General features: G+C 65.4%; 15 protein-coding genes and 1 pseudogene. 6 read left to right on the forward strand and 10 right to left on the reverse strand.

The window, feature by feature from the left end:
- Window positions 1-59 precede the first annotated feature (59 nt).
- From D3872_RS04485 to D3872_RS04495, 4 genes are read right to left on the reverse strand one after another with little or no spacing between them, the layout of a single operon-like run.
- Window positions 60-3,692, reverse strand: coding sequence for an EAL domain-containing protein (locus tag D3872_RS04485; protein WP_119809672.1), 3,633 nt, complete (start codon window positions 3,690-3,692; stop codon window positions 60-62).
- On the reverse strand, window positions 3,689-6,847 hold the full coding sequence (locus tag D3872_RS04490; RefSeq protein ID WP_182915679.1) for an EAL domain-containing protein: 3,159 nt from the start codon (window positions 6,845-6,847) through the stop codon (window positions 3,689-3,691). Before D3872_RS04490 ends, D3872_RS04485 begins: the two co-directional genes overlap by 4 nt.
- 19 nt (window positions 6,848-6,866) lie before the next feature.
- Window positions 6,867-7,043 carry a hypothetical protein gene (locus D3872_RS25550; RefSeq protein ID WP_182915680.1) on the reverse strand — a complete coding sequence of 59 codons (177 nt, stop codon included), beginning with the start codon at window positions 7,041-7,043 and terminating at the stop codon, window positions 6,867-6,869.
- Window positions 7,028-7,813: a chemotaxis protein CheW gene (locus D3872_RS04495; protein WP_119809674.1), complete on the reverse strand. Its 786-nt coding sequence runs from the start codon at window positions 7,811-7,813 to the stop codon at window positions 7,028-7,030. Before D3872_RS04495 ends, D3872_RS25550 begins: the two co-directional genes overlap by 16 nt.
- A gap of 980 nt (window positions 7,814-8,793) precedes the next feature.
- Here D3872_RS04495 and leuA point away from each other — a divergent pair.
- Complete coding sequence (gene leuA / locus D3872_RS04500) at window positions 8,794-10,482, forward strand: 2-isopropylmalate synthase (protein WP_119809675.1); 1,689 nt, start codon at window positions 8,794-8,796, stop codon at window positions 10,480-10,482.
- 44 nt (window positions 10,483-10,526) lie between these two features.
- Here leuA and D3872_RS04505 read toward each other — a convergent pair whose 3' ends face one another.
- Window positions 10,527-11,660, reverse strand: a complete 1,134-nt coding sequence (locus tag D3872_RS04505) for a branched-chain amino acid ABC transporter substrate-binding protein (protein ID WP_119809676.1) — start codon at window positions 11,658-11,660, stop codon at window positions 10,527-10,529.
- A 181-nt stretch (window positions 11,661-11,841) separates the two neighbouring features.
- Between D3872_RS04505 and D3872_RS04510 the strand changes: the two genes are divergently transcribed.
- Window positions 11,842-12,333 carry a MarR family winged helix-turn-helix transcriptional regulator gene (locus D3872_RS04510; protein ID WP_119809704.1) on the forward strand — a complete coding sequence of 164 codons (492 nt, stop codon included), beginning with the start codon at window positions 11,842-11,844 and terminating at the stop codon, window positions 12,331-12,333.
- Window positions 12,334-12,358: 25 nt separating this feature from the next.
- On the opposite strand, the gene D3872_RS04515 is transcribed toward D3872_RS04510, so the two are convergent.
- From D3872_RS04515 to D3872_RS04525, 3 genes are all read right to left on the reverse strand, one after another.
- Entirely contained in the window at window positions 12,359-13,159 is an 801-nt protein-coding gene (locus D3872_RS04515) for a ferritin-like domain-containing protein (protein ID WP_119809677.1), read from the reverse strand.
- A gap of 79 nt (window positions 13,160-13,238) precedes the next feature.
- A complete protein-coding gene (locus D3872_RS04520; RefSeq protein WP_370660946.1) occupies window positions 13,239-14,231 on the reverse strand; it encodes a diacylglycerol/lipid kinase family protein in 993 nt (330 codons plus the stop codon).
- An 84-nt stretch (window positions 14,232-14,315) separates the two neighbouring features.
- A complete protein-coding gene (locus tag D3872_RS04525; protein ID WP_229459161.1) occupies window positions 14,316-15,200 on the reverse strand; it encodes a cupin-like domain-containing protein in 885 nt (294 codons plus the stop codon).
- 349 nt (window positions 15,201-15,549) lie between these two features.
- Between D3872_RS04525 and D3872_RS04530 the strand changes: the two genes are divergently transcribed.
- The 4 genes from D3872_RS04530 (at window position 15,550) to D3872_RS04545 (ending at window position 19,727) form a co-directional block, all read left to right on the forward strand.
- Window positions 15,550-16,527 carry a tripartite tricarboxylate transporter substrate binding protein BugD gene (locus D3872_RS04530; RefSeq protein WP_119809679.1) on the forward strand — a complete coding sequence of 326 codons (978 nt, stop codon included), beginning with the start codon at window positions 15,550-15,552 and terminating at the stop codon, window positions 16,525-16,527.
- Between the two features lie 129 nt (window positions 16,528-16,656).
- Window positions 16,657-17,115: a tripartite tricarboxylate transporter TctB family protein gene (locus D3872_RS04535; protein ID WP_119809680.1), complete on the forward strand. Its 459-nt coding sequence runs from the start codon at window positions 16,657-16,659 to the stop codon at window positions 17,113-17,115.
- A 13-nt stretch (window positions 17,116-17,128) separates the two neighbouring features.
- Window positions 17,129-18,631, forward strand: a complete 1,503-nt coding sequence (locus D3872_RS04540) for a tripartite tricarboxylate transporter permease (protein WP_119809681.1) — start codon at window positions 17,129-17,131, stop codon at window positions 18,629-18,631.
- 115 nt (window positions 18,632-18,746) lie between these two features.
- Window positions 18,747-19,727: a Bug family tripartite tricarboxylate transporter substrate binding protein gene (locus tag D3872_RS04545; RefSeq protein WP_119809682.1), complete on the forward strand. Its 981-nt coding sequence runs from the start codon at window positions 18,747-18,749 to the stop codon at window positions 19,725-19,727.
- Window positions 19,728-19,823: 96 nt separating this feature from the next.
- On the opposite strand, the gene D3872_RS04550 is transcribed toward D3872_RS04545, so the two are convergent.
- A complete protein-coding gene (locus D3872_RS04550) occupies window positions 19,824-20,306 on the reverse strand; it encodes a (R)-mandelonitrile lyase (RefSeq protein WP_119809683.1) in 483 nt (160 codons plus the stop codon).
- Between the two features lie 15 nt (window positions 20,307-20,321).
- A pseudogene (locus tag D3872_RS26950) lies at window positions 20,322-21,155 on the reverse strand (molybdopterin cofactor-binding domain-containing protein); the annotation flags it as partial.
- Between the last annotated feature and the right edge of the window lie 43 nt (window positions 21,156-21,198).

Consider the following 21,198-nt stretch of genomic DNA (forward strand, 5'->3'; position numbering starts at 1 on the left):
CCAGCACATGCTTCGCAGGCATCGTCCAGGTGGAGTTCCATGTACTTGCTTATCATTGCCTATTCCTCTGTGATTGCTTCGCCCGTTGGCACGGGCTTGAAAATGATCAGCCGCCCGCGCGCCCGGGTTCCCTTGCCCATGCTGTGGGCGGCGATCTCATAACGTGTTCCATGCAGGGTCTCGCTCCAGCTGCGCCCTTCGGCGGCTTCCGCCAGCGCCGGCATGAACCATTCCACCGGGCCGCCCAGCGCCATGCCGTCCTGGCCCAGCAAGCGCTGGGCCGCCACGTTGGCGAAGGCCACCACCTGCTCCTCGTCGAGGCCCAGGATCGGGAGCGGCACGTGCTGCAGCGCCTCGCGCACGATGTCGAGCGATATCCCGGTGCGGCTGATCTGTTCCTTCTGCTGCTGCAGCATCTCCTCCAGCTGGCGGTTGACCTGGGCCAGCCCGTGGTTTGCGGTGCGCACCTGCAGGTCGAGGCGGCGGTTTTCGTCGGCCATTTCCTTGTGCGCAAACGCTTCCTGGATGTGCCCGCGCAGCTGGGTGTCGTCCCAGGGCTTGGTCAGGAACTTGTAGATCGCCCCTTCGTTGACGGCGTCCGTCACCGACTGCAGTTCGGTGAACCCGGACAGCACCATGCGTACCGTGTCCGGATGCGAGGTCTTCACGGCGCGCAGGAATTCGACGCCGGTCATGTCCGGCATGCGCTGGTCGGACAGGATCACGTCGACATGTTCGGTTTCCAGCAGCGCCATCCCTTCCCGGCCGCCGGGCGCGGTCAGGATGCGCATGCCGGCGCCGCGCAGCTGGCGCCGCAGCGCCGCCAGGATGTTCGGTTCGTCGTCGACCAGCAGCAGCGTCCGCTCGCGCTTGTGCATGCGCAGCAGCTGTGCCGGCAGGCCCCGGCCCGCGGCCAGCAGCGCGCCGGCCGCTTGTTCGTCGAGCGCCGGGGAAAACAGCTTGCCCTGGATCTCGTCGCACATGTTGCGGGCCAGGATCTCGCACTGGGAATCCGTCTCGACGCCCTCGGCGATGACCCGCATCCCGAGACTGTGCGCCAGCGAGATGATGGCGGCCGGGATCGCCGCATCGTTGCCCTCGCCCGACAAGGCGTGCACGAACGAGTGGTCGATCTTCAGCGCGTTGACCGGGAACCGGCGCAATTGCGCCAGGCTCGAATGGCCGGCGCCGAAATCGTCGACCGCGATGCCGGCGCCGAGTGCGCGCAGGGCGTTCATCACCTCCACCGCGCGCTCCCAGTCGCGCATCACCATGCGCTCGTTCAGCTCCAGCTCGAGGTGGCACGCCGCCAGCCCAGTGTCGGCCAGCACCGCGCCCACCTGGCCCGCCAGGTCGTCCTGGTTGAGCTCCCGCAGCGACAGGTTCAGCGCCAGCCGCAGCCCGGCGTGGCCCTCGTCCTGCCAGCGCCTGACTTGGGCGCAGGCGCGCCGCATGGCCCAGGCGCCGATCGGCACGATCAGGCCGGTGTCTTCGGCCGGCACCAGGAACTGGCGCGGCGTCAGCAGGCCGAGTTCGGGATGGCGCCAGCGCAGCAGCGCCTCGACGCCGACCACGCGGCCGCTGCTCAGGTCGAGCTGCGGCTGGTAGTGCAGCTCGAACTCGTCGCGTTCCAGCGCGCTGCGCAGGTCGCGCTCCATCTTCAGGCGCCACTGGGCGCGCTCGATCATCTCCGGCCGGTACAATTGGTAGTTGTTGCGGCCCAGCTCCTTGGCGCGGTGCATCGCCAGGTCGGCGAAGTCGATCAGCGTGGCCGGGTCGTCGCTGTCGGCCGGATAGCGCGCCACGCCGACGCAGGCGCTCAGGAACAGCTCCTGGCTGCCGACCGACACGGGCCGCGCGATCGCTTCCAGGATGCGCTCGGGGATGCCGGCGTCGAGGGCTGCGGCGCCGCGTTCCGGCACCACCAGGATGAATTCGTCGCCGCCCAGACGGGCCAGGGTGTCCTCGGGCCGTGCCGCCGACAGCAGGCGCTGCGCGATCGCTTGCAGGAAGGCGTCGCCGGCGCGGTGGCCCAGGCTGTCGGTGACGAACTTGAAGCGGTCGACGTCGATGAACAGCACCCATACTGCCTGCCCTTCGCGCCCGGCCGCCTCGGTTGCCTCGCGCAGGCGCCGGTACAGCAGGTCGCGGTTGGCCAGCCCGGTGAGCGGGTCGTGGGTGGCCTGGTATTCCAGTTCGGACTCATAGCGGCGCTTCTCGGTGACGTCGTACTGCGCCACCACGAAGTGCCGCACCGCGCCCGACGCGTCCTTGAACGGCGCGATATGGGCTTCCGACCACAGCTCGCCGCCGTCCTTGCGCCGGGTCCTGACCACGGCGGTTCCTTCGCGCCGCGCGCGCGCCAGCGTGCCGAGCGCGCGTACGCCGGGCTCGTCTTTCTCTTCGCCCCAGAACATGGTGCAGCTGCGCCCGATGACTTCATCGGCGCGGTAGCCGCTCATCTGCTCGAAGGCCGGGTTGACGTACTGGATCGGATATCCGGGGGGCTCGGCGCTGGTGATGATGATGCTGTCGTAGCTGGCTTCGATTGCCTGGCGCAGTAGCTGCTGGGTGCGGTTGGCCTGGCTCAGCGCCGCGGTGCGCTCCTTCACCAGCCGGTAAACGCTGCGGGTCCGCCTCGACGCCGCGCCGGCGCACGCCGCCGCCAGCAGGGTGCAGATCGTACCGCCCACCAGCATCAGCAACGAGCCCAGGCTATGCCGCGGCAGCGGGCCCGGCTGCTCGGAGACTTCGACCCGCCACGGGCGGCCCGCCACTTCGAAGCTCTGGCCGACATGGCGGCTGCCGCCGCCGGCCAGCCGCGCCAGCGCCGACGGCTGCGCCGTGGCCAGCGGTCCGACGCGGAGCACGCGCCGCGCCGGATCGGCGCCGGCGCCCTCGTACACGCTGACCTCGAGGTCGGGCGCGGCCTGCATGCGCGGGTTGGCCAGTGTCTGCGCCACCAGCGCCGCGCTGCTGACGGCGGCCACGGTGAAGCCTTCGACAGCGGCGCAGCCGGCGCGCCGCACGCCCGCCCGGTACACCGGCATGATCACCATGAATCCCTGCTGCAGGCTGTTCCCCAGCACCACGCCGTACTGGCCTGTCATCGCCGCGCGGCCGGTTTCGCAGGCGCGCCGCGCCGCCGCGTCCTGCTCGGCGCGGGTCGCCGCATCGAGGCCGAAGGTGGACTCGTTGCCTGCCATCGGTTCCAGGTAGTCGACCACGCGGTAGCTCGCGCGCGGCGCGGCGCTGACCACGCTGGCGCCGGCCAGCTCGCCGATCCCGAAACCCGGGAATTCGGCGCGCCGCGCCCGTTCGAAGGCGGCGCGCTCGCTGCCCGCCACCACGCGCTGGAAGGCGATCAGGCGCAACTGGGGGCTGTCCTCGAGCATGGGCCGGGTAAATGCGCCGAACTGCTCGCGCCCGACCGGCGCCATCGCCACGAACAGGCGGTTGACTGTCTCCACCGCAGCCACCGCCTCGTTCAACTCCTCCCGCACCGCAGCCACGCGGGTGGCGGCACGGCGCTCGAACTCGGTCCGCATGCGCTGCTGCTCCACGGTGCGGATGCTGGCATACAACGCGCCGGTAACCAGCAGCCCGATAGCGACGGCGAGCAGCGCCAGCGGCTGCGCCAGCATCCCCGTCAGCGCGCGCGCGCCGTCGCCGATCTGGCCGGCCGTCTTCACGCGAGCACGGCGCCGTGCGGCGCCCCCTGCGTGGCGTCGTATTTGGCGAACGCCTCGCGCACCGCCTCGGCCAGCTCCTGCTCGACCCAGGGCTTGGTCAGGAACTTGAAGATGGCGCCGTGGTTGACCGCGTCGGTGACCGACTGCAGGTCGATGTAACCCGACAGCACCATGCGCACCGCGTCCGGATACATGTACTTCACGCGCGACAGGAATTCGGTGCCGCTGATCCCGGGCATGCGCTGGTCGCACACAATGACGCCGACCTCGTTGGTCGCAAGGATTTCGAAGGCCTCGGCGGCGCTGGCCGCGACCAGCACCCGGTAGCCGGAATGGCGCATTTCGCGCCGCACCGCGGCCAGCAGGTTGGCTTCGTCGTCCACGTACAGCAATGTCGGCAGGTCGGCCTGGCCGAGACGGCGCGCCAGATCCAGCATCTTGCCTTCGCGTAGCATGCGCCCGCAGGCGGCGCCATCCACCGGCCGGCTGAACAGGTAGCCCTGCATCTCGTCGCAGCCATGCTCGGACAGCAGGGCCAGCTGGCCAGCGGTCTCCACCCCTTCGGCGATGACCTCTAGCCGCAGCCCATGCGCCAGCGCGATCACGGCGCGCGAGATCGACAGGTCGTCCGGATCGGAGGTGATCTCGCGCACGAACGACTGGTCGAGCTTGAGCTTGTCGACCGGGAAGCGCTTCAGGTAATTCAGGTTGGAGTAGCCGGTGCCGAAATCGTCGATCGCCAGCCGCACCCCCATGTCCTTCAGGCGGCGCAGGATCTCGAAGGTCTTCTGCGGGTCTTCCATCGAGGCGCTTTCGGTCAGCTCCAGTTCGAGCAGTTTCGGGTCCAGCCCGGTCTCGGCGAGGATCCGGGCGACAGTAGGGGCGATATTGTCCGAGAACTGGCGCGCCGACAGGTTGACCGACACCGGCACCGGATGCAGTCCCTCGCGCTGCCAGGCGCAGCTCTGCTCGCAGGCGCGGCGCAGCACCCATTCGCCGATTGGCAGGATCAGCCCGGTCTCCTCGGCCAGGCCGATGAAGCGATCGGGCGCGATCAGCCCCAGCTCCGGATGCTGCCAGCGCACCAGCGCCTCGACCCCGACGATGGCGCCGCTGGTCAGCGACGCCTGCGGCTGGTAGTGGACCACCAGTTCGTCGCGTTCCAGCGCGCGCCTCAACGCGCTTTCGAAGCGGAAGCGTTCCTCCGCGCCTTCGTTCAGTTCCGGGCGGTAGAAGGCATGGCGTTCGGCCTTGCTGCTCAGTGCGCGGCCCATCGCCACCTCCGCGCCTTGGGCCAGGCTGTCGAAATCGTCGCCGTCGTTCGGAAACACCGCGATCCCGATGCAGGGGTCGAGGTGCAGTTCCTGCTGGCCGTGATGAAACGGTGCGCCCATCACCGCCAGCACCTGGCGCGCTAGCGCCGACAGCTCGTTGGCGCCGGCGCGCACGGCGGCGATCGCGAAGCTGCGGTCGCCGACGCGCGCCACGCTGGTGTCGGCATTGCTCCATTGCCCGAGCCGCGCCGCCATCTGCAGCAGCACTTCGCGCTCCGCACCCGGCCCGAGGCTCTCGCCGATCAGGCGCAGCCGCGCCGGTTTCAGCAGCAGGTAGCCCAGCACCTGGGTGCCGCCGGCCACCTGTTCGCGCAACTGCTGCACGCGGTCGCGCAGCAGGATCCGGTTCGGCAGCCCGGTCAGCGCGTCGAAGTTGCTGAGGTAGTGGAGCTTTTCCTCGGCGCCGCGCAGCTCGGTCACGTCGACGCCGGTGCACAGGAAGTACTCGACCGACTGGTCCGGTTTGCGCAGCCAGGTGCCCGACCAGACGATCGAGCGGATGCTGCCGTCGCGCGCCAGCCATTCGCCCCTGATCTGCATCGGCCGCGGGTTGGCTACGCGGCGCTGGAAGAACTGGTGCAGATCCTGGTGTCCCCTGGCCGAGGGGAACACGTCCCAGCAATGGCGCCCGATCGCCTGCTCCGCCGGCCAGCCCATCGCCTGTTCGCAGGCCGGGTTGAACAGCCGGACCACGCCGCCGGCGTCGGCCATGCACACCAGCGCGCCACTGGTATTGACGACCGCCGACAGCAACTCGGGTTCGGACTGCCAGGCATCGGTGCGCTCCTGCACCAGGGTTTCCATGTGGCCGTAGAGATGGGCGCGTTCCATCGCGACCGCGATCTGGTTGCCGGCCGTCTTCAGTACCTGCCAGTCGTCGTCGGTCAGGGTGGTGGCGGTGGTCAGCAGGCGCAGAATGCCGCCGGTGCGTCCGCCGATCGCCAGCGGCACGCTCGCGTGCGGGCGGTCGAGCAGCGCACAGCGCTCGACGAACCGCGGCGCCGCCTTGGCCTCGGCCAGCAGTTGCCCTTCGCAGCTGCAGCCGACGTGGCGCGCGTCCCCGCCCGCGGGAGCGAAATCGCGCTGCGCGACGATCCTGGCCTGAGCGCCGTCGCCGAACAGCCGGATGCAGCCGCCCAGCACGCCCGGAAAATCGAGCATGCGATCGAGCGCCAGGTCGGCCACGGTGCGCTCGCTCAGCGCCGGGTTGAGCGACTCTGCGAGCTTGTACAGCCCTTCGAGCGACCGGCAGGAACGGGCAATCCGTTGCTGCTGTTCCTTCAGCTGCCCGGTCATCTGGATCGCCTCCTCGCAGGTCGAGATCAGGAGGTCGAAGATCTGCTGGCGCTCGGCCGTGACGAAATGGGTCTGGCCGCCGAGGGTGACTTGCATTCCCAGGTGGATGCGGTCGTTGCTGCGCAGCGCACGGTTGGCGAGGATGAAGCGGATCCGCCCCAGCAGGTACTTGCGGTCGAACGGCTTGCGAATGAAGTTGTCGGCGCCGCAATCGAGTCCGCGGATCACGTCGTACAGGCTGGTGAACGAAGTCAGCACAATCATCGGGATGTCGCGCAGCGCCGGATCCTTCTTGAATTCCTGGCACATTGCGAAGCCATCCATCTCGGACATCGCGATGTCCGTCACCACCAGCGTCGGCGACGCTTCGCGCGCCGCGCGCAACCCTTCGGCGCCGTTGGCTGCGATGCGCACACGGTAGCCGCCCTCTTCCTCGAGCAGCCTGGCAAGGTACTGGGCCTGGGTGCTGCTGTCTTCCACCACCAGGATGTCGGTTTCTTTTTCGGAGCCCGGACAAATGTTCATATTTTTTTCTTGTTGGGTTTCAAAATTCAAAAACTGCCGGCGTGCCGCCGGGACGGGCCAGGCCGTGCAACAGCTTGCCGATGCCGGCCGGTTCCAGAACCAGCATCGCCGCATCCAGCCGGATCGCTGCGCCCGGCATGCCATACAGCGCCGAACTGGCGCGGTCCTTGCCCATCCCGGTCAGCAGCACTGCCACCGCCGCGCCGCGCCGCGCAAGTCCGGATGTACGGCGCGCAATAAGTATGACACCGATGGGCACATGCCGTGCTCAGGCGCGCCCGACCGATAGCTGGAAGCCGTCCGGCGCCAGCACGTCCGGCCGCCCTCAAGCCGTTCGCCGTCGGCGGCCATGCGGACCGGGTAGCCGCCGGACGACAGCCACGCAGCCAGGCCGGCGGTGAAACCGGACGCCAGGTGCTGCACCACCCTGACCTCTGCCATCGTCTTGACGGTGCGCACCAGCGCCTGCGCCGTCTCGGCGTGCGCCGGATTGCCGATCCTAAAAGGGCGCCGCACCACCAACCAGCGCGCCCGCCTCGATCGCGTGGAAGCTGGCGTCGCTCCGCCAGGAGCGCCAGCATGCCCGCCTGCGCCCGGCGGCGCGATCGCCAATTCCGAGTACGCGGTCGACCACCAGCTCCACGAGCAAGCCCGGCAGTCGGCGATCACGATGTAGTGCGCAAGGGAGATCACGGTCGGGCCGCATCCGACGCGCACCGCGAAATCGAGCACCGTGACCGTGTCACCCGCCACGTTGAGTACGCCAGGAACGATCGCCGAAGCGCCCGCCAAGGTAGCGGGCTCGACGGCCATCACGACGCGCCGGACACCACTGAGCGGCACGGCGAATCGCCGGCCGGCGCACTCGAATTCGATGAACTGTTTGGGCGCCGCGCACGGGGATGGCGGAGCCGCCCCTGCCATGTCGCCGCAGGCCATATCGGGGGCGGAAACGGAATCGATCATCGGGCGACTTTCATGGTTGGTACCGGCGGGGGAGCAAGGTCACAGCCGGCTCATCGGAAACCCGAATGGTAATCAAACGTGGATCGGACGCAACTCCCGGTCAATCGTCCACACCGGCGCGAACGCGTCGTCTGCAAAGTGGACTAAAGTCCCGGTTTTCGCTTGCAAGGTGTTGAATCTTCGGGGCATTCGTCAATACGAGCCACCAAAGGCGCGCGATCGGGTGTCATCAATCGGACCAAAGGGCCGTCGTCAAAACCACGACATCGGAATTCACATAAGCGTTGCGCCCCAGCAACATCGTAACATTTCCCCACGCTTTATTCCGATGCCGCACCCCCGCTTAAGCGGACCGTCGGGTAAATCCATGAGCATTCTGGATACTCCCATGACGGCGAAACATTCTGCCGTTTCCATATTTACACAACCGCTGTTGGTTTCACAAGCAGGTTTGACCTTACTCGCGGCTGCGCGCGGTTCGTCGCGCGTATATTGGCCATTCACTCAATGACCGTCACCACCAGCGATTCGATAAATGATGGTTATGACACATAAATACCCAACTTTAACAAACCCAATATCCCCGATCCCGCGCACAAGTGCTTGACAGCCACGCTACACACCCCTTAAAGTCGAAGCATGTCTTCCTTCCTGCATCTGCCAACTTCCCTATCGCTCGCTGGCGCGCTATCGCTAGCGACGCTGCTACTACGCGCTTAATTGCCGTCGTATGCGTCCGGCCCGCCAGCCGGCTTCAAGCCAAGTTCCAGGAAGTTTTACCGATGTCTGCCACTGTTCAATCCACACCGTCGTTCGCCAATACCGGGATTCTCCTGGCTGCCGGCGCGCGCGCGTTCGTCCTCCTGCTGCTAAAGCTACCGATCGGTTGCCGGGCCTAGCGTTACGTGGCCCGTCCGGCAGCCCCCGCCACAACGCGCCGCACCGGCCTTTCCCGTTTCGCACTATCAGGAGCAACGACCATGATCAGCAATCCATCAGCCAAATACCGTCCCTTCCCATCCGTCCAACTGGCCGACCGACAGTGGCCGTCCAACACCATCACCCGCCCGCCGATCTGGATGAGCACCGACCTGCGCGACGGTAACCAGGCCTTGATCGAGCCGATGAGCCCCGAGAAAAAGCTGCGCTTCTTCGAGATGCTGGTGAAGATCGGCCTGAAGGAAATCGAAGTCGGCTTCCCGTCGGCGTCGCAGACCGACTTCGATTTCGTGCGCAAGCTGATCGACGAGAACCGCATTCCCGACGATGTCACCATCATCGTGCTGACCCAGGCGCGCGAGGAGCTGATCCGCCGCACCGTGGAATCGGCCGCCGGCGCCAAGCGCGCGGTGGTCCACATCTACAACTCGGTGGCCCCGGTGTTCCGCCGCGTGGTCTTCAATATGTCGCGCGAGGAGATCGTGCAGATCGCGGTGAACGGCACCCAGCTGGTCAAGGACCTGGTGGCGGAGCATCCCGAAACCCAGTGGGGTCTGGAATACTCGCCTGAATCCTTCTCGACCACCGAGCTCGATTTCTCGAAACAGATAGTCGATGCCGTCAGTGCGGTGTGGCAGCCTACGCCAGCCGACAAGATGATCGTCAACCTCCCGTCCACCGTCGAAGCCAGCACGCCCAACGTGTACGCCGACCAGATCGAGTGGATGTGCCGCCACTTGAACAACCGCGAATCGCTCGTCATCAGCGTGCACCCGCACAACGACCGCGGCACCGCGGTGGCTGCGGCCGAACTCGCGGTGATGGCCGGCGCCGACCGGGTCGAAGGCTGCCTGTTCGGCAACGGCGAACGCACCGGCAACGTCGACCTCGTAACCCTGGCGATGAACCTCTACACCCAGGGCGTGCACCCGGGGCTGGATTTCTCCGACATTGACGCGGTGCGCAAGCTGGTCGAGGAATGCAACGAGCTGCCGGTGCACCCGCGCCACCCCTATGCGGGCGACCTTGTGTACACCGCGTTCTCCGGTTCGCACCAGGACGCCATCAAGAAGGGCTTCGCGCAGCAGAAGGCCGACGGCTTCTGGGAAGTGCCCTATCTCCCGATCGACCCGGCCGACCTCGGACGCAACTACGACGCCGTGATCCGCGTGAACAGCCAGTCCGGCAAGGGCGGCATCGCCTACCTGCTCGAGCAGGAATACGGCCTCGCGCTGCCGCGCCGCCTGCAGATCGAGTTCTCGCGCGTGGTGCAGGAGCAGGCCGACGCCAGCGGCCGCGAGATCGCCGCCGCCGACATTCACGCCCTGTTCACGCGTGAGTACCTCGACCAGGACAAACCGTACCGCTACGTGTCGCACGCGATGAGCGAGAATACCGCGCGCCCCGAACCGGTCCAGATGGACGTTTCGGTCACACACCACCATGCGCGCCACACGCTGCCAGGCTGCGGCAACGGCCCGATCGACGCCTTCGTCAATGCGCTCGGCCTCGACATCCAGCTGATGGATTACCATGAGCACGCGATCGGATCGGGCGCCAACGCGCGCGCGGCCTGCTACGTCGAGCTGCGCGTGGCGAACGGCCCTACCCTGTTCGGCGCCGGCATCGACAGCAACATCGTGACCGCATCGTTCAAGGCTGTGCTGTCGGCGGTGAACCGCCAGCTCGCGATAAAGCAGCGGGACGAACAGCCCGCGCTCGCTGCCTGATATCCTGCCGCCCACATGAAAAAACCCGCCGCAGCGGGTTTTTCTTACCTGGTCACCGCCAGCATCGTGCGGCGGCCGCCCTTGAAGGTGTATAGGGTCAGGGTCCCGTCACGGATATCGCCCTTCGCGTCGAAGGCCACAGGGCCGGTGACGCCCTTGTACCTGATCTTCGCCAGCTCCGGCAGGTACTTCGCCGGGGCAGTCGAACCTGCCTTCGCCATCGCATCGGCAATCGTCATTACCGCGTCGTACGCATATGGCGCATTGATCTGCACGTCGATACCGAAACGCTTCCTGTAGTCCGCCTTGAACTTGTCCAGCGCCGGCTTGCCCGCCGTCTCGACGCCGCCCGCTTCCGCACACACCACCTGGCCATCGGCCATGGCGCCGCCCGACAGCTTGGCGATTTCGTCGGAGCAGATGCCGTCGCCGCCCATCATCCTGGCGTTGATGCCAAGCTGTTTCATCTGGCGCAGCATCGGGCCCGCCACTGCGTTCATCCCGCCGAAGAAGATGAGGTCCGGCTTGCTCGCCTTGATTTTTGTGAGGATGGCGTTGAAGTCGGTCGCCTTGTCATGCGTGAATTCCTTGGCCACGACGTCCGCGCCGCCGCCCTGCTCCTTCAGGCCCCGCGCGAATTCGGTCGCGAGGCCCTGGCCGTAGGCGGTGCGGTCGTCTACCACTGCGATGCGGCGCACGCCCATCTGCTTCACCGCATAACGCCCCAGCGCGCGGCCCAACTGCTTGTCGTTGCTGACGACGCGGAAGGTGGTGTTGAAACCCTGTTCGGTGTATTTCGGGCTGGTGCTCGAATGCGAAATCTGCGGGATGCCGGCCGAGTGGTAGATTTTCGAAGCAGGAATCGTCGTGCCCGAGGTCTGGTGGCCGACGACGGCGTTGACCTTCGCGTCGACCAGCCGGTGCGCAACCGCGGTGGCCTGCTTCGGATCACCTGCGTCGTCTTCCGCCACCAGTTCGAAACGCACCTTCTTGCCGCCGATGACAGGGCCGCGCGCGTTCAGTGCCTCGACCGCCATGCGCGCACCGTTCTCCGTGTCCTTGCCAAAGTAGGCCACCGGCCCGGTCGTCGCGCCTACGTGGGCGATTTTTACGACCTCCTGGGCCGACGCCACCCCGGCTAGCGACAGGGCTACTGCCACAACTGCTTGCTTCTTCATCCGATCCTCTCGATTACACACTGCTATTCAGCTCATATTGCGATAACCCCATAGTTTACCGCGCTTGCGGCCGGGTGTGCCGGGAGGTCGCCATATCGGACCTTAGCGGATTTGGATCGTCGACTGGCATGTTATGATTTCGCCGCATTGGGCGGCTACGCTCACTGAAACAAAGATCCAGATGGCAACCCGTAAGCACGAAAAATTTGTCAACGCGGTCCAGGAAGCGGCCGACCAGCCGCTCGACCAGGACTTGCTCCTCAGCCTGGTTGCTTACAACTGTCGCCGCGCCTACCTGGCCATCATGCCGCTGTTCCATGAGCGGATGAACGGCTACGAGCTGCGCGCGGTCGATTTTTCGGTGCTGTGCCTCCTGAACGCCAATCCGAACATCACGCAGAAGCGCCTGTCGAAGGCGGTCAAGATGTCGCCGCCCAACCTTGCCATCCTGCTCGACCGCCTGGAAGAGCGCGGCCTCCTGCTGCGCCAGCGGAATCCGCTGGACAAGCGCTCGCAGACGCTGGTCCTGACGCCGGACGGCGAGCGCATGGCCGCCGACGCCGCGCAAAGCGTCAGCGAGATCGAAACGAAAGCCACCTCCGCCCTCAGCGACGCCGAACGCGCACAGTTGATCGAACTGCTGCAGAAGATCTTCAAGCCGACCCGCAGCTAAATCCGGAAGGTCACTGCACCCGAAATCAACCGAGGCTGGACAGCTCCGTTTCGGTAAATCCCGCCATCCGGCGCGCTTCGATGTTGAATGGCGCCTTCAGCGCCGGCGCGCGGTAGCGCGCCGCCAGTTCGCCATAGGCCGCGCGCGGGTCCAGCCCGCGCTGGCCGCACAGGTAGTTGTACCAGCGGTTTCCGATCTCGACGTGGCCTATTTCGTCCTCGAGGATGCGGTCAAGGATCTTCGCCGCCGCCGGGTCGCCGGCCTGCAAAAGCTTGGCGCGCAGCGGCGGGATCGCGTCGAGGCCGCGCGCCTCCAGCGTGCGCGGCACCAGCGCCATGCGGGCCGTGATGTCGCCGCTGGTGCGTTCGACCATTTCCCACAGGCTGTCGTGGGCAGGGAAATCGCCATAGGCGGCGCCGAGAAGCTGCAGGTGCGCCGACAACATCGAGAAATGGAGCGCCTCCTCTTTCGCCACGCGCAGCCAGTCGGTGTAGTACTCGACAGGCATGCCGGGGAAGCGCCACAGCGCGTCCAGCGCGAGGTTGACGGCATTGAATTCGATATGCGCGAGCGCGTGGATCAGCATCGCGCGGCCTTCCTGGGTGGCCATCGAGCGGCGTCCCACCAGGCGCGGCGGCACCAGCTCGGGGCGCACCGGCCGGCCGGGAATCGATCCATCGACGGCCGGAACGGCGCCGCTGTCCACTGCCAGGCGGCCGGCGGCATGCGCCGCAGCCATGGCCGCGACGGCCTCGGTCTTGGTGAGCGGATCGGTTTCAAGCAAGCACTGCAACGCGCATGCGCGGAGCTCGGACGGACGCGCCATGGTAAAGCCTTCAGCAAACGAAAAGGACGCAGTGTACCAAAACCCGCACGGGCTGGCGTATCGTGCCGGTTTCATGGTTTCACAATACGGACGCGACTCGTGCGTGTGTGCCGGCGCCATCCGCTTCACGCGGCCCGGCGCGTTCCGGCACGATGACACGTAGTGCTCCGGGGCGGATTCGATAGCGCAAGGGAGTCTCCATGATCGTCACTTCCCCGTCCGTTGCGACGCGCATACGTTTGCGCCGTGTTTCGATCAGCAAGTCGGTTGCCGCCACGCCGTCGAAGTCACGGGCGCCCCGCAGGCGGCCGAACAGCGCACGCATCGCGAGCATGAACAGGCCCATGCGTCCGGTACGATGGGTAACGTACAAACACAAGCGGCCTGCGTCGAGGCGCTCGCGCACACCTATATTGAAGCCTTCCATCAGGTATTCGTTATTGCCGACAAAAACGAAGGGCGAGCGGCGCCTGTGCTTGTCCTTGTTGACGCCGATAGTCACATTCAGGAAGGGATAGCGCCGCAGAGTTGTCATGGTGGCCCAGAAAAATGCCGTCCACTTGCCCCGCCCGAGGCGCTTCTGCTGCTTTTCGCGGTCCCGCACGATGTCGGGATACAGGCCGAGGCTCGAATTATTCAGGAACAGGCGTCCGTTGACTTCACCGGCGTCGATATTGATGCTGTTGCCGGCGGCGATATTCGCCACCGCTTCATCGAGGCCGAGTGGAATGCGCAGGTCTTTCGCGAAGTGGTTCAGGGTCCCGAGGGGAAGCACGCCAAACGGGATATCGGTTCCGATCAGGCATGATGCGACCGCATTGATGGTGCCGTCGCCGCCACCCGCGACGATCACGTCGGGCCGATCGGCGACTGCGGATTTGGCGGCATCGACAATCTCGTCACCGCTGTGGGCGAGGATCACGCGTGCGTTCGTTCCATTGGAACGGAACTTCTCGGCCAGGGCATCGGCCCACTCGGTCGTGTAGCCGAACCCCGCAGATGCATTGATAATCACCGCGATGTGTGAAGGCATGCGCGTTCCCTGACGGTCGGTGAGGATGGACAGCTTCACCTCAAGTCTACAAGACAAAGTACCGGCTTGCTGTCCAGGAGGCGACGCGTGTGGAGGAGCGCAGCTCTTCCCCTTGCAGGAGTTTCACGATTGCCGCGACGCGCCACCGTTCAATGCGAGCGGAACCGCTCTCGCCCACCGATTCGCGGAAAGGGAAAACGTCAGCGCCCGCACCTGGTGATACCAGCCGGCCGGCACATACAGCATATCGCCGGGATTGACGATGCATTCGATCATCGATGCCTTGCGCGCGAGCGGAAACTCCTCGTAATCCGGCGCCTCCGGGTCGAAGGGAGAACCGAACAGGATGGCATTCGCCTCGCTAGGGTACAGGTATTCGTCGTGGTGTGGCGGCGCCAGGAAGATCCGCTTGGTTCCCCAGACCTGCGCAAAAATATTGTCGTCGTAGTCGCAATGCAGCGGCGTCACCGTTCCCGCCGGGCCCACCCAGAAGCGCGGCGGCCCCATTTTCCGGAAATACGCGGGCCAGTGGCACAGCGAGTTCAATTCGCGCAGCTCGAGGTTGCCCAGGTAGGGAGGCAAATCGTGGGTGCCGGCGGACACAAGCTCCAGGTACTCGAGCATCGACATGTCCTGCATGGCCCGGTCTGGCGCGAATGCGGTGTTGACGTAGTCGCCTACCCGCGCGCGCACCGGCAGGTGGCTGTAGCGTTCGCGCAGCGCGTGCGGCGTCAGCGCGGACAGCGGCCACCGGTTCACCACACCGGTGATCAGGAACGGCAGGCCCTTTGCGGCCAGCGCCTGGAATGCTGCGGCATCGAGCCTGCCCATGCGCGGCACTTCCGATATCTCCGGCAGGCTGCGAGCGGCCTGCCTGATCGCGTCGCGCATTTCATGAATTGACGCGACTCCGCGGACCTGCGCATCCCTTTGCTCGCGCGCCTGCTTTTTGGCGGCAGCCTCCTCAGGCGACAACACTTGCAACCGCGGCGGCAAGCGCTGCGTCATGCGCGCCTGTGGCGCTTCCTGGTCTGGCGCTGGCGCCTTGCTCTTTATCGACATATACCTTCACCATCGCGTTCGAACCCTCGCCCGCGTAAAACTGTCTCACTGCCTGAACAGACGTCCGGGCACTCCCGCCCATCAGGGTGCCGGCCCGCTATTTTTACATATTAGCGAGCGGTCATCATTTGTGTTTTTCCACAGTTGCACGTAAAACTATTTACTGGTAAAACAACTGTTGCGTAGGAGGTAACGGCTGCACCGGTTTCAGGAGATTGCGGCCGCCGGACTGCCCCACTCCGCGCTCAAGTACTACCCCTTAAAAAACAGAACAGAGCTTAGAGGAAGACACCAGATGAGAACCACATTTTTGCGCACGGTTGCGTGCCTTGCGATGTTCGGTAGCGCAATAACTGCCCACGCCCAGGCTTACCCCACCAAGACCATCACGATGATCGTGCCGTTCGCGGCCGGTGGGCCGACCGACACGGTGGCGCGCCTGGTGGCCCAGTCGATGGGAAACAAGCTCAAGCAGCAGATCATCATTGAGAACGTCGGCGGCGCCGGCGGCACCATCGGCGCCGCGCGCGTGGCGAAGTCCGCCCCGGACGGCTACACCCTGTTCCTGCACCACATCGGCCAGTCCACCGCGCCTGGCCTGTACCGCAAGCTCACCTACAACGCGATCGACAGCTTCGAGCCGATCGGGCTGATCACCGACGTGCCGATGACCCTGGTGGCGCGCAAGGACTTTCCTGCCAAGGACTTCAAGGAGATGCTGGCCTACATCAAGGCCAACAAGGCCAAGGTTACCTATGCCAACGCCGGCCTCGGTTCGGCTTCCCACCTGTGCGGCATGCTGTTCATGACCGCCATCGGCACCGACCTGACCACCGTGCCTTACAAGGGCACCGGCCCCGCCATGAACGACCTGCTCGGCGGCCAGGTGGACTTCATGTGCGACCAGACCACCAACACCACCAGCCAGATCAAGAGCGGCAAGATCAAGGTCTACGGCGTGACCACCAAGGCGCGCCTGGCCTCGATGCCGGACGTCCCGACCCTCAACGAAGCCGGCCTGCCGGGCTTCGAGGTCGCCGTGTGGCACGGCCTGTACGCACCAAAAGGCACGCCGAAGCCGATCGTCGACACGCTGGCCGGCGCCCTGCAGACCGCGCTCAAGGACCCGGTCGTCAAGCAGCGCTTCGCCGACCTCGGTACCGAACCGGTGGCCGACAGCCGCGCCCGGCCCGAAGCCCTGCGCGCACACCTGAAGTCGGAAATCGACCGCTGGGGCCCGATCATCACCAAGGCCGGCGTCTACGCCGACTAACCGCTTCGACGTTTCGGGGACAGACCCCGGAATCGGGGCGGAATCGGGGTCAGACCCCGAATTGGGGTCTGACCCCGATTCCGGGGGCTGTCTCCCACATAATTTAAAACAGCAGCAAGGAGACACACAGTGCCAACATTCATACGCCATCCAAAGGATTTTTGGACAGGCATCATCTTTCTGTTTTTCGGGCTTGGCGCCGTGATCATCGGTATGGACTACGAAATGGGCACGGCCGGCCGCATGGGCCCCGCCTACTTCCCGACCGTCCTCGGTGTCATGCTGAGCCTGATCGGCGGCATTGCTGTCGTCCGTTCCTTCCTGCGCGAGGGTGAAGCAGTCGGCAAGTTCCACCTCAAAAACATCGTGCTGATCCTCGCCGCAGTCATCCTGTTCGGATTCCTGATCCGGCGCGCCGGCCTGGTGCCGGCGGCGCTGGCGATCGTCATGCTGAGTGCCTTTGCCAGCCCCAAGTTCCGCTGGGCCCAGGCCGCGGTGCTGGCTGCGGGACTGGCGATCTTCGCTTACGTGGTGTTCGTCAAGCTGCTGGGCTTGCCGATGCCGGTGTTCGGTTCATGGTTCGAGTGATAAGTAGAAAAACATGGAAATCTTAAGCAACCTCGGACTTGGCCTCGAGACGGCCTTCACCCTCACCAACCTGATGTATTGCCTGATCGGCGTGTTCGTCGGCACCGCGGTCGGCGTGCTGCCGGGCCTCGGCCCGATCGCCACCATCGCCATGCTGCTGCCGGCCACCTTCGGCCTGCCGCCGATCTCGGCGCTGATCATGCTCGCGGGCATCTACTACGGCGCCCAGTATGGCGGGTCGACCACGGCGATCCTGGTCAACCTCCCCGGGGAATCATCCTCGGTCGTGACAGCCATCGACGGCTACCAGATGGCGCGCAACGGCAATGCCGGACGGGCGCTCGCCACGGCGGCGATCGCTTCGTTCTTCGCCGGCACGGTCGCAACCATCCTGCTGGCGCTGTTCGCGCCGCCGCTGGCGGAGCTGGCGCTCAAGTTCGGTCCCGCCGAATACTTCTCGCTGATGGTGCTGGGCCTGGTGGCGTCTGTCGTGCTGGCCAGCGGCTCGCTGCTCAACGCCATCGGCATGGTCATCCTCGGCCTGCTGCTCGGCCTGGTCGGCACCGATGTCAACTCCGGCACTGCGCGCTACACCTTCGACCTGCCGGAAATGGCCGATGGCATCAACTTCGTTATCGTGGCGATGGGCATGTTCGGCATCGGCGAAATCATCCGCAACCTCGAACACAGCGATGACCGCCACCTTGTCATGAAGAAGGTCTCCGGCCTGATGCTGACGAAGGACGACTTCAAGCGCTTGATCGGTCCAGTGCTGCGCGGCACCGGCCTTGGCTCGGCGCTGGGCATCCTGCCCGGCGGCGGCGCCATGCTGGCGTCGTTTGCGGCCTACTCGATCGAGAAGAAGGTGTCGCCCAACTCGAAAGAGTTCGGCAAAGGGGCGATCGAAGGCGTCGCGGCGCCGGAGTCGGCCAACAACGCCGGCGCCCAGACCTCGTTCATCCCGATGCTCACGCTGGGCATTCCGTCGAATCCCGTGATGGCGCTGATGATCGGCGCGATGATCATCCAGGGCATCCAGCCCGGTCCCGCGGTGATGACCGAGCAGCCTGCCCTGTTCTGGGGCCTGATCGTTTCCATGTGGTTCGGCAACCTGTTCCTGGTCGTGCTGAACCTGCCGATGATCGGGCTGTGGGTCAAGATGATCATGGTTCCCTACCATCGCCTGTACCCGGCCATCCTGATGTTCTGCGCGATCGGTGTGTTCAGCCTGAACAATGCGGAATTCGACGTCTGGCTGATGGCCTTGTTCGGCCTGTTCGGCTACATCTGCGCCAAGCTGGGCGCCGAGCCGGCGCCTATGCTGCTAGGCTATATCATCGGCCCGATGATGGAGGAATACCTGCGCCGCGCGCTGCTGCTGTCGCACAGCGACCCGTTGGTCTTCGTGACGCGCCCGATCAGCGCGATCATGCTGGCGCTGGCAGTGGCTGCGATGGTTGTCGTGCTGCTGCCTTCGCTGAGGAAGAAGCGCGAAGAAGCCTTCCACGAGCAATAAGCAAGCATGGGCGGGTCTTCGCGGCCTGCCCATCAGGCATCAAGTTTTCTCTCGCGGGAAATGCAAATACCGCGGTAACCGTCCGTGCAGGACAATCAACTAAAGGATGTTGAATATGCGATTCCTCTCCATCGACGGCAAGCAGCTCGCCTTCGCGCTTGCAGCATCGGTCGTCTCCATCAGCGCCCTCGCACAAAGCTGGCCTAACAAAACCGTCACGGTGGTCGTGCCGTGGCCTCCGGGCGGTCCCTCCGACATCGCGGCGCGGCCTTTGGCCAAGGGCCTCACCGAGAGCCTGGGCCAGACCTTCATCATCGACAACCGCGCCGGCGGCGGCGGCAACATCGGCACCGCCGCGGTAACCCGCGCCAATCCGGACGGCTACACGCTGTTGATCACGTCGAGCGCGCCTATCGTGATCAACCCAAGCCTGTACAAGAAGATGACCTTCGACCCGCTGAAGGACCTGGCGCCGGTGACCAACCTGCTGCGCGTGCCGCTGGTGCTGGTGGCCCACCCTTCCGTCCCGGCGAAGACCCTGAAGGAGCTGATCGCCCACATCCAGTCGAAACAGGGCAGCTTCTCCTACGCCTCGTCCGGCAACGGCACGCCCCAGCACCTGACCGGCGAATTGTTCGACAGCGTCATGAAGCTGAAGATGGCCCACGTGCCGTACAAGGGTTCCGCGCCGGCGATATCCGACGTGCTGGGCGGCCATATCCCGATCATGTTCGACAGCACGATCGCGATCATGCCGCACATTAAGAGCGGCAAGGTTAAGGCGATTGCGATCACCAGCGGCAAGCGTTCGCCGCTGCTGCCGGACGTGCCGACCTTCGCCGAATCCGGCGTGGCCGGCATCGAATCGTACGCTTGGTACGGCATGTTCGCGCCGGCCAAGACGCCGAAGGACGTGGTCGCCAAGATCAACGCCGAGGCCCTGAAGAACATGAAGAAGCCTGAGTTCCAGAAGGTCCTGGCCGATACCGGTTCCGACTTCGTGGGCGACACGCCGGAAAACTTCGGCAAGTTCGTCCAGGCCGAACACGCGCGCTGGGGCAAGGTCGTGAAGGATAGCGGCGCGACGGTCGACTAAGCGAGGCGCTTCACTCATAAAAAGTTCGGGGACAAAAGATCGGGGACAGACCACGATCTCGACATAGATGGTGGTCTGTCCCCGAACTTGTTCGACCTAAAATCCTGCGTTGTACTGAGCGTCGGACACCTTTTCCATCCACTCGACGACTTTACCCTCCGCCTGTTCCTGGATCGCGATGTGCGTCATCGGCGTCGTCGGCGCGGCGCCATGCCAGTGCTTTACGCCAGGCGCGGTCCACACCACATCGCCCGGGCGAATCTCCTCCACCTTTCCGCCCCATCGCTGCACGCGACCAACCCCGGCAGTCACCACCAGTGTCTGCCCAAGCGGATGGCTGTGCCATGCTGAACGCGCACCCGGCTCGAAGGTGACATACGCCGCAGCTGTCCGCGACGGCTTGTGGGCCTGGAACAATGGATCCACCCGGACCGATCCCGTGAAATCTTGCGCCGGCCCGCTGCTTGATGGCCGGGTACCGTTGTGGGAGATGTCGAACGCCTTTTCCTGGGCGTCTGCGGCTACGGGCGCGGACGCCATCACACACAGTGCGATCGCGGTAGCGATAAAATGTTTCATGTGTCCTCCTGGCGCTTACGCAAGCGCTGGCAAGTTGGGAAGTAGCTTGTCCGGCGTGATCGGATACTCCCTCACCCGGATACCGGTAGCGTTGTAAACCGCGTTGGCGACGGCGGCGGGCACGCCGCTGATGCCGAGCTCTCCAACTCCCTTGGCCTTCAAAGGCCCGGCAGTCGCATCGACCTCGTCCAGGAAGATCACTTCCTGCTCCGGGATGTCGGCATGCACCGGCACTTCGTAGCCCGCCAGGTCGTGGTTTACAAAGAAGCCGGCGCATTTGTCCACCACCAGGTCCTCCATCAGCGCGGCGCCGACACCCATCGTCATGCCGCCGATGATCTGGCTGCGGGCCGCCGTCGGATTGATGATGCGCCCGGCCGCGCATACCGCCAGCATGCGCCGCACGCGGATTTCGCCGCTTGCCTCGTGAACTGCCACCTCGACAAAATGGGCTCCGAAGGTTTGCTGGGCGAAGCGCCGGCCAAGGTCGCCGTATTCCATCGCATCTTCGGCCACCAGTGCGCCGGCTGCGACCGCGTCCACTAACGGCCTGCTGACGCCCCCCGCCCGGACACGCCCGCCTATGAATTCTATGTCCGCCTCCACCATATTGAGGCGCCCGGCCACCAACTCGCGCAGTTTCATGCAGGCCGCGTACACGCCTGCCGTCGACGATGCCGCGCCAAACTGGCCGCCGGATCCCGCGCCCTCGGGATACGCCGAGTCGCCCAGGCGCACGACAACCTTGTCCAGGTCCACGCCCATCACCTCCGCAGCAGTTTGCGCGATGATCGTATAAGTGCCGGTGCCGATGTCGGTCATGTCCGTTTCCACCGTCACCTGGCCGCTGCGGTCGAGGCGAAACCCGCGCGGCCGATTTGATCACCGGGCG

Origin of the sequence: Massilia cavernae, from assembly GCF_003590855.1 — a bacterium.
GTDB lineage: Bacteria > Pseudomonadota > Gammaproteobacteria > Burkholderiales > Burkholderiaceae_D > Telluria_A > Telluria_A cavernae.

Bases quoted from the DNA above. Each gene is read 5' to 3' on its own strand.
- D3872_RS04490 (WP_182915679.1), bottom strand. From the start codon at position 6,847: ATGAACATTTGTCCGGGCTCCGAAAAAGAAACCGACATCCTGGTGGTG.
- D3872_RS04495 (WP_119809674.1), bottom strand. From the start codon at position 7,813: ATGATCGATTCCGTTTCCGCCCCCGATATGGCCTGCGGCGACATGGCA.
- leuA (WP_119809675.1), top strand. From the start codon at position 8,794: ATGATCAGCAATCCATCAGCCAAATACCGTCCCTTCCCATCCGTCCAA.
- D3872_RS04505 (WP_119809676.1), bottom strand. From the start codon at position 11,660: ATGAAGAAGCAAGCAGTTGTGGCAGTAGCCCTGTCGCTAGCCGGGGTG.
- D3872_RS04510 (WP_119809704.1), top strand. From the start codon at position 11,842: ATGGCAACCCGTAAGCACGAAAAATTTGTCAACGCGGTCCAGGAAGCG.
- D3872_RS04515 (WP_119809677.1), bottom strand. From the start codon at position 13,159: ATGGCGCGTCCGTCCGAGCTCCGCGCATGCGCGTTGCAGTGCTTGCTT.
- D3872_RS04525 (WP_229459161.1), bottom strand. From the start codon at position 15,200: ATGACGCAGCGCTTGCCGCCGCGGTTGCAAGTGTTGTCGCCTGAGGAG.
- D3872_RS04530 (WP_119809679.1), top strand. From the start codon at position 15,550: ATGAGAACCACATTTTTGCGCACGGTTGCGTGCCTTGCGATGTTCGGT.
- D3872_RS04540 (WP_119809681.1), top strand. From the start codon at position 17,129: ATGGAAATCTTAAGCAACCTCGGACTTGGCCTCGAGACGGCCTTCACC.
- D3872_RS04545 (WP_119809682.1), top strand. From the start codon at position 18,747: ATGCGATTCCTCTCCATCGACGGCAAGCAGCTCGCCTTCGCGCTTGCA.
- D3872_RS04550 (WP_119809683.1), bottom strand. From the start codon at position 20,306: ATGAAACATTTTATCGCTACCGCGATCGCACTGTGTGTGATGGCGTCC.